This window comes from Antarcticimicrobium luteum (genome assembly GCF_004358185.1).
Taxonomy (GTDB): domain Bacteria; phylum Pseudomonadota; class Alphaproteobacteria; order Rhodobacterales; family Rhodobacteraceae; genus Antarcticimicrobium; species Antarcticimicrobium luteum.
In genome coordinates, this window is sequence record NZ_SMUV01000066.1 from 145,857 (window position 1) to 154,287 (window position 8,431).

General features: G+C 66.5%; 6 protein-coding genes. All 6 read right to left on the bottom strand.

From position 1 onward, the window contains the following. Positions 1-15 precede the first annotated feature (15 nt). On the bottom strand, positions 16-1,356 hold the full coding sequence (gene tssK, locus E1832_RS12260) for a type VI secretion system baseplate subunit TssK (RefSeq protein WP_133360046.1): 1,341 nt from the start codon (positions 1,354-1,356) through the stop codon (positions 16-18). 63 nt (positions 1,357-1,419) lie between these two features. After that, positions 1,420-2,997 carry a type VI secretion system-associated FHA domain protein TagH gene (gene tagH / locus E1832_RS12265; RefSeq protein ID WP_133360047.1) on the bottom strand — a complete coding sequence of 526 codons (1,578 nt, stop codon included), beginning with the start codon at positions 2,995-2,997 and terminating at the stop codon, positions 1,420-1,422. An 8-nt stretch (positions 2,998-3,005) separates the two neighbouring features. Further along, positions 3,006-3,305, bottom strand: a complete 300-nt coding sequence (locus E1832_RS12270) for a PAAR domain-containing protein (protein WP_133360048.1) — start codon at positions 3,303-3,305, stop codon at positions 3,006-3,008. A gap of 17 nt (positions 3,306-3,322) precedes the next feature. After that, a complete protein-coding gene (locus tag E1832_RS12275) occupies positions 3,323-3,916 on the bottom strand; it encodes a DUF6931 family protein (RefSeq protein WP_133360049.1) in 594 nt (197 codons plus the stop codon). A 10-nt stretch (positions 3,917-3,926) separates the two neighbouring features. Next, complete coding sequence (locus E1832_RS12280) at positions 3,927-6,020, bottom strand: type VI secretion system Vgr family protein (RefSeq protein WP_133360050.1); 2,094 nt, start codon at positions 6,018-6,020, stop codon at positions 3,927-3,929. A 75-nt stretch (positions 6,021-6,095) separates the two neighbouring features. Next, on the bottom strand, positions 6,096-8,431 hold a 2,336-nt coding region (locus E1832_RS12285), incomplete at its 5' end, for a type VI secretion system contractile sheath domain-containing protein (protein WP_206021049.1).

An 8,431-nucleotide genomic window follows, 5' to 3' on the forward strand; every position in this document is an offset into this window, starting at 1 on the left:
GTTCCTACCGTTCGGTCAGCTGTTGCGGATCGCCCAAAGCTCCATCTTGAGCCCCGGGTACTGGCCCGAGACATGCACGGCGATGCCCCCGGAGGTGGTCATCTTGCTCCAATAGGGGCTGGCGGCGTCAAGTTCGAAGTAGACCACGCCGGAATGATAGGGAATCTGGCGCGGCGCCACCGGCAGCGGCCGCAGGGTGATCCCCGGCAGGGCGGAGTTGACCAGTTGCCGGATCTCCTCGACCGGACCGATCTTGGCCTGGCCGGCGAAATGGCGGCGCACGTCCTCGGACGGGATGTCGGCATCGACCGCCAGCACGAAGCCGGCGTTGCCCAGCAGCTTGCGGTCGGCGATCACGCCGACGCTGATGCCGTATTTGCGCGCCTCAAGCTTGATCGGGATCGCGGTCTGTTCCAGCACCGAGGACAGGTATTGCCGCAGCGTGCGGATCACCGGCGTGAAGCAGGCGATCAGGTTGTCATGGGTATAGGGCGGAAAATCGGGCGGCTGTTTCTCGGCGGTCATGAACACCGACAGCTCGCCCGCCAGCCCGGCGCTGGTGCGGAACAGATCCTCGGGGTGCAGGTTCTCGATCGTCCCCATGTGGCGGATCTGCGGGAGCATCCGGTTGATGATGGTCAGCAGCAGGAAATCCGACACCTCGGCCACGCCGCGGGCGGCGCCACCTTCGGAGAGCCGCCCGGCGAGCGCCTGCATCCGGTGCGACAACAGCCCCTCCAGCTCGCGCAGGAACCCGTCGAGCGGCAGCGCGGCGCGGATGTCGGTGCAGGCGGGAATGAAGGCCTGGTCGAGCACGATCTCCTTGTCCGGGCGCACCTCGATGATGCGGGCCACCGGGATCGCCAGCCGGTCGGCCAGGTCATCGACCGCGAGCGCGAATTGCAGCCGCATCTTGCCCACCCCCAGAACCACCGGCTTTTTCTCGGCGCTCATGGTGTCGGTGACCTCCTGCTCGGCCGGGCGCAGACGGCTCGCCGACATCTCGGCGCCCGACAGATCGACCTCGGCCGCGCCCTGGCGGCGCTGCGGCACGGTGAGATAGACGATGCAATCCTTGATCGTCTCCGGCACCTCGAGCGCGGGGGGATGATCGTCGGCCATCGGCGCCCGGAACACGGTGCCGTCCTGGGTGAGACCGGCGCAGGATTTCAGTGCGAACTGGCCCACTTTCAGCGCCTCTTGGTCGATTTCGAGCGCACTGAACCCCCAGGCATAGGGGCGCAGGCGGCGGGCGAGCCCCGCGACCAGCGCCTCGGTATAACGATCGGCCTGCTGGAAATGATGGGGTTGCAGAAACAACCCCTCGGTCCAAAGCACCTTGCTGTCCCAGGACACGAGGCATCCTCCTTTTTGCGCCCTGTGCGGGCGTCTTGTCATCAGTCGCCGGGCGCTCCGGCGTTATGGCTTGAGCTTGTTCATCTGGTTCTGATAGGCGCGCGCGAATTCGCGGCTGAACAAGTCGTGAAAATCGTTTTCCGCTTCGTCCGAAATATCGGCGTAAAGCTTTTCGTAAACTTCCCAATAGCGGGCTTTCTTGCCCTTGAGCAGGCTGCCGAAGGCGCCCGATGTCTCGATCCGGCCGGCCACCTCCTTGGGGTCGAGCCGGGTCAGCACGCCCTTGAGCGCGGCCTCCATGCCGGTGACCATGGCGATCTCATGCGCCTTGATGTCGTCGAGCGCCTGCTCGGCGGCGGTCTCGGGACTGAGATAGCCCTTTACCGCCGGGCGGACCATCGCCTCGATGGCCTGCTCGGGGCTGATCGAGAATTTCAGCGGGTTGTTGCCGCCTGCCCCGATCATGGTCTGTTCGATCCGGAACTCGGACTTGATCGAGGTGCGCGTCATCAGGATCTCGCGCAGGCCGGTGATCAGGGTTTTCATCACCCGGCCCATGCGGCCCATTGCGGTGACAAGCTCTTCGTCGTCGAGTTTGACCTCTGTGGCCCCTATCCCTTCGAGAAAGGCGCGGGCGGCATCGGTGCCCGAATCCTCGACCGTGGCCTCGCCCTGGGGTGTGGCGGGCGGCGCGGCCTGTGGGGTGGCCGGTGGGGTGGCCGGCGATGTTGATGTGGCCAGCTGCGGCGGCTGTTCCGGCGCGGCCGCATCGGGCGAGAGGAAATCAGGAGGGCCGGCATCGGGATCGAGATTGGGCGGGGTGCGGTGCGTCACCTCCGGGGGAGCCATCGGCGTGGGCTGGGGCGGCGCCGAGGGGGTCGGGACCGGCGCGGGGGGGATCGGGGCGGGCGCAGATGGCGCGGCGTCGGTTCCGCCGCCCAGCAGGTCGTCATCCCAATCCTCGGGAATCATCGATTGCGACGGGGACTGGAACGGGGACGGGGTTTGCGGCGCGAAACTGTCGCTGGCCGAGGGGTTGTGCGCGGGCAGGCTCGCACCCTCGCCGCCGCGGCCGTCGTCGGGCTTGGCGAAAAAGGGGTCGTCATCCTCGTCCAGCGGCGGCATCAGCTCGTCGATCGGATCGGCCGGGTTGAGCTGCGACGGGCCGGTGGGGGCGTCGGCCCCGCCCAGAAGATCGTCTAGGAAATCGCCGCCCGGCCCTGCATCGTCCAGCAGGCTGAGCGGATCGGGTGCATTCTCGGCGATCCCGTGCGAGGCTGGACCCTCGGCCGCCGGGGCGGCGATGGGGGTGTCGGCGGGCAGATCGGCGCCGATCTCGACCACAAGTTCATAGGGGCCCAGGCACAGCACGTCTCCGTCGTTCAGCGGGGTGGGCGTGCGGCCCAGCGGGATCTTGGCATAGTTCAGGAAGGTGCCGTTGGTGGACAGGTCGACCACCATCACGTTGCCGTTGTGATCCTCGATCACGAAATGGTTCTTCGACAGGATGCGGTCAGGATCGGGCAGCACCATATCGTTGGCCGGGCCGCGCCCGACCGTCAGGCTGCCGCCCTGCATCCGGACCGGCCGGGCATTGCCCGGAATGGTGCCGGAGGACTGGAATTTCAGCGTTACACCCATGTTCGCGGTCAGCCTCCGGTCAGCACGGTGAATTCGCCCTTCAGGATCGCGCCGCCGCAGGCGCCCAGATCGCCGACCCTCGCGGCAGGCAGGCTGCCGATCAGCACCGTCATCGAGCCCTTGACGATCGGGTGCGGCGGGGCCGAGGCATGCATGTCGGTTACCCGCGCCGCCGGCAGTTTGCCGATCAGAACGGTCGGCAGGCAGGGCGGCATGATCGGCATCGGCGCCGGCGGCGCCGGCGGCACGACGACAACCGGCACGTTGCACAGATGCAGATCGGTCAGTCTGGCTTGTGGCATTCCCATGTCGCGCGCTCCCCTGTCTATGCCTCGCCCAGCCTGACCTTGCCGTTGCCGCCGCGCCCGATATCGAGGGCCCGGTCGATCAGCAGCCAGCCATGCTCTTCGAACCTATCAGACAATTCCCCCAGTGCTACCATATTCATGGCAAAGGCGGCGGCCTCGGCGGCGCCGGCGGGGGCGGGATACTGCGCCAGATCGCCCGGCCCCAGGGTGCCGTCAGCATAAAGCACGGCGGTGGCGCAATGCACGGTGTCATCGTCCACATAGGCGTGGTCCAGCGTCATCCGCGCCGCGTTGCGGTTTTCCTCGGAGGGGTTGTAGACCCAGGCCTCCGAGGCGGTGAGCGCGGGCGGATCATCCTCCGAGCGCGGCCCGATGTAATCGCGCGCGGCCATGCAGGCCCACCACACCCGCTCGCGCGGGGGCAGCAGGATCGCCAGCAGGCGCAGCAGGTCGATCATCGCGCGTTTTTCAGTCAGCTCGGAGAGCACCACAGCGGCCGGGGCGCTCGCCGGGGCGTCGATCCGGGTTTTCAGGATCACGTTGCAGCGCGCCAGCAGCTTTGCCACCGGATCGCCGGGGAACTTGACCAACCCTTGGAACTTGTCGCTCATATCGGCCGCCCTAATTGATCATCGTCACGCCGCCCTTGAGGACGAGCATCGCGTCGCCCTTGACGGTCGTCATCGGGCTCTTGGCCTCTATCATGCCATCGCCCTGAATCTTGATGATCGGGCCCTTGATGGTCACGCCTGAATTGTCGATCTTGACCGAACTGCCGCCGACCTTGAGCAGGATCTCCACCGCCGCGGTCATGGTGATCTTGCCGGATTTGACATCGACGGTCATGTTGCCGGTCTTGACCGTGGTGGCGTCATTGCCGGTGATCGTCTTGGTGTGCTTGCCGTCGATCTTCTGGGTCTTGTCCTTCTTGATCTCCAGAAGCTGGCTGCCGGTCTCGATCTTGTATTCCTCGTCGCCCTTCTCGATCGTGCAGTAGTGGTTGCCCTCCTGGATGGTCTGGGTGACGTGGTTGCGCACCACCTGGCTGAGGCTGCCCTCGTCGTCATGGGCGCCGGCATCGACCGCGTCCTGGCCGATGGTGACCACCGATTTGTTCTTGATCAGCATCTGGTGGTCTTTTTGCGCCTGCACGCGCATCAGTTCGGCGTCCTTCTTGTCGTCGAACATCAGCTCGTTGTAGCCGCCGCCCCCCTTGGACGAGTTGGTCTTGATCCCGAGCTGGGTCTGATCGGCCGGATAGTCGTACGGCGGCATGGTGTCCTTGTTGTAGAGCATGCCGGTGCAGATCGGGCGGTCGGGGTCGCCCTCTTCGAACTGGATGACCACCTCCTGGTCCATGCGCGGCACCGCGACCATGCCCCAGCCCTTGCCCGACCAGGGCGTGACCACGCGAACCCAACACGAGGCGTTTTCGTCCCGTTTGCCGACGCGGTCCCAGTGGAACTGCACCTTGATGCGACCGTGTTCGTCGGTCCAGATCTCTTCGCCCGACTTGCCCACCACGGTCGCGGTGTGCATGCCGGGGATCTCCGGCCAGGGGGTGTTCAGCGGGGCGCGGAACTGTTCGTTCTTGGGGATCGCGCCGAAGACGCAGGCATAGGCGTCGCCGGACATCTCTTCGGGGAAATCGGCGTTCAGCGGTTTCAGGTCGTGGCGCAGGCCGCCCTCCTTGTAGTCGGTATCGAGCTGGAGGTAATGCACCGCGTCGGTGATGATATAGTCGGCGTTCGCCTTTCTGTCGGGGTGATCCTTGAGCTTGAAGGTAAAGCCGGTGGCCAGCGTACGCACGCTGCCGGCGCCGCGCCAGCGCTTGTGGCGCACCGCCTCGGCCTCCATCCGCACGCGGGCGCGCTTGTTGCCCAGCCCGGTGTCCTTGCGGTAATGACCGGGATAGTCATAGACCTCATAGGTGTTGTGGCTGTGGCTGCCCTTCTTGATCGCGTTGGCGACCTTGAGATCGGCGCTGGGCGACAGGAAATCATAGTCGGTCAGCGTGACCTTGCCCCGGGTCAGCTCCTCCTGCTCGGTCCACTCGGCGATGTGATCGCCGCGGCGCCGGTCGGTGTTGTCGCGGGCGTGAAAGTCGAGCGTGGCCTCGCCCGGCACCGGGGAATGGCCGTTGACCCCGTCGCTGAGCACCATCCTTTCCGAGACGGACTGGGCCTTGTCGGAGTCGAAGTAGTAATAGATCCCCTCCTCCTCCATCAGGCGGCTGATGAAATCGAAATCGCTCTCACGGTACTGCACGCAGTAGGGGCGGACCTCATAGCTGTCGCTCAGCCGTTTCTGGAAATCCGAGAACCCGTGTTCGCTGAACACCTCCTCGATGATCTGCACGGCGGTCTTTTCCTGAAAGATGCGGCAATTCAGGGTACGGGTCAGCATCCAGGCCCAGGGGCGGACCTCGGCCACGTACTGGCCATAGCCGTCGCGAAAGCCCAGGTTCTCGACCGAGATGCACAGGCCCTGGAACTGGCGTTCCTTCATCTGTTCGTCGAGCATGTGCACCCGCATCGGCTTGCCGATGAAGTCCTTGAGGTCAAGCGACTTGTTCTTTGACTGGAACTCGACCGTGGTTTCGGTCAGCGTGCTGAGCCCTTCGCGCACGATGGCGCGCTTGATCGAAAGGTCCTCAGCCTGGTAGCCGCCCGACATCCAGACGACGTCCTTTTCATGTGGTTTACTGATCGCCATGGCCTGTCCTTTCGTGACCGGGCGCGACGCGCGTTAAAATCACCTTGCGTTCGAAAATGCGGTCAAAAATCTTCATCACAAATCATCCAGCAGCGCGGCGAGATCGGCCTCCATATCGCCGCCCCCGCCGTCCTCCCCGCCCGTGTCCAGATCGTCGCCGAAGCCGGCGAGCAGATCGTCGAGATCGTCATCGCCCACAGCGTCGGCACCGGCCTGATCCCCCGCGTCGCCGGCGACGGGCGGCGACGCCGGGTTCGGCGGCGAGGGCTGCGGCGGGACGGCGCCCGACCATAGCCCGAGGATGTCGCCCCCGGCGAGCGATTGGAACGAGGCCAGTCTAACCTCATCGCGGCCCTTTATCGAGACCACCGGCATAAAGCCGCGCGCCATGGCAAATTCGACCCGCGCCTGGGTCAGGTTGCGTTCGGTGCAGGGCAGCGCCACCTGGTCGCCATAGCGGTCGGCGACATAGTGATAAGGCATCTCGCCCACCGACATAACCGAGCCCAGCCCCATCGACGGCCCGTTGCGGCGGAACGATTGCGCCAGCAGGATCGCCGTCAGCACCGCCGGGTTGGCCCAGAGCAGGCCCGAGAGCCCCTCTTCCATGGTGAATTCCTCGAACTCGAACTCATAGATCGGCTCGGTCTTCGCGCCATAGGGGCGGCGCAGCAGGACGCGCGGGGTCACCAGACCCAGATGCCCGGCCTCGGGCATGGCGCGCAAAGTGTCCCAGGCGCGGGCCACCAGCGGGTGGCGGTCCTTTTTCTCGACCTCCAGAAAGCCGGGCGAGATGGCGGCCAGAAACGGCGCGTCGACATGCGCCGCGACGCGGGCGACACGACCCAGAAGCTCAGCATGCGGCGGCGTCTCTTCGAAGGTATAGAGCCCGATCAGCGCCGAATAGCCGCCGCGCCCGTTCTCTTCGTCCAGCGGCTCCCCTGTCAGCAGGCGGGCAAAGCCGCTTTGTGACAGGTCGTCATGGCTGGCCAGATCGGCGGCGATCTCTTCTGCCGAGATGTCGTAGAGCATCACGTCGAGCGTATCGTCGGCCTCGACCGACCGCGCGATCAGATCGAGCGAGCGCCACTGGGCCTCGAGCGACTGAAACTCCGGATGGTGCAGCAGCAGGCGCATGGCGGTCGACAGCGCCTCGTCCACCGCCGCGGTCATCGCCGCCGCATCCGGGTCGGGCAGGGCCTGGATATGGGGGCCGACGATCTGGGCGATCAGATCGTCCGCCGGGCTCGCCTCGGGCGGTTTGGGCCGGGTGTCGCCGATCAGTTGCTGGAACGCGCTGAGTTTCAGGTCGGCCCGCACCGTGTTGCCGCCCGAGCGCGCGCGCGGCGGCCGCACCGGTTTGCCATAGGCCGCGCCCCAGTCGCGCAGGCGCTGCGCCGCGCGTTCGGCGGTGGCGCCGCTGGCCAGCTGGCCGCGCAGGCCCGCCAGTTCGGCGAATATCCCGACCTTTTCGTACAGCTCGTCCGGGTGCAGATCGTCAAGCCCCCGGAGCGGAACGGCGATTCCGGCGCCGTCCTTGCCGAGGGGCAGCACCAGATCGGTGGCAAAGCTTTCGATGATCTCCTCGACGGTGTCGGGATCGAGCAGGGTGGCGCGGCGGGCGGCCAGCGCATCGCCGGTCTCGATCAGCCCGCGCGCGGCCCGGCCCGAGAAATCGCCCAGGATAGCCATTCGGAAGCGCTTGCGGTTGAGCCGTTCGGGCGTGGGACGATCTGCGCTGAGCGTGCCATAGGCAAATTCAGGTTCGCCGGTGAGGGTGGCGGCAGGGGGGGCGGCGGGGGTGGTCCCGTCCGCGATCCCATCCGCGCCCGCATCCCCGCCCGCATCCTCTGTCGCGCCCAGATCGCCCAGCAGATCGTCGAGATCGTCGAGATCATCGGCGCCGACGCCCCCGGCCGCCTCCGTCTCGCCCGGCTCGTCATCCAGATCGCCGAAATCCACGCTGCTGTCCCCGGCTGGTTCGGCCTCATCCTGCTCGGGCACGTCCTGTTCGGGCGTATCGCCGCCCGCCACGTCCAGATCGCCCAGGAGGTCATCGAAATCGCCGCCGCCGGTCTCTTCGGGGGCCGTCGCCGCCGCCTGTTCCGCCGGCGTACCGCTATCCGCATCGCCGAGATCGCCCAGATCGCCCAGATCGCCCAGATCGCCGAAAAGATCGTCCAGATCGGCACTGTCCGCGTCCAGACCCGTCTCCTCGGGGGCTGCGGCGGCAAGATCGGCCAACAGATCGTCGGTGTCCTCCGCGGCCTCTTCCGGCAGGTCCAGCGCGGCGAGGCTGTCGAGCGCGGCGCCGGCGGTGTCCTCTGCCGCCGTCTCCTCGGGCGCTGTGGCGGCGAGGTCGGCCAGCAGATCGTCGGTGTCCTCCGCGGCCTCTTCCGGCAGGTCCAGCG

Coding starts and splice junctions, on each gene's coding strand:
- tagH (WP_133360047.1), bottom strand. CDS start 2,997: ATGGGTGTAACGCTGAAATTCCAGTCCTCCGGCACCATTCCGGGCAAT.
- E1832_RS12270 (WP_133360048.1), bottom strand. CDS start 3,305: ATGGGAATGCCACAAGCCAGACTGACCGATCTGCATCTGTGCAACGTG.
- E1832_RS12280 (WP_133360050.1), bottom strand. CDS start 6,020: ATGGCGATCAGTAAACCACATGAAAAGGACGTCGTCTGGATGTCGGGC.
- E1832_RS12275 (WP_133360049.1), bottom strand. CDS start 3,916: ATGAGCGACAAGTTCCAAGGGTTGGTCAAGTTCCCCGGCGATCCGGTG.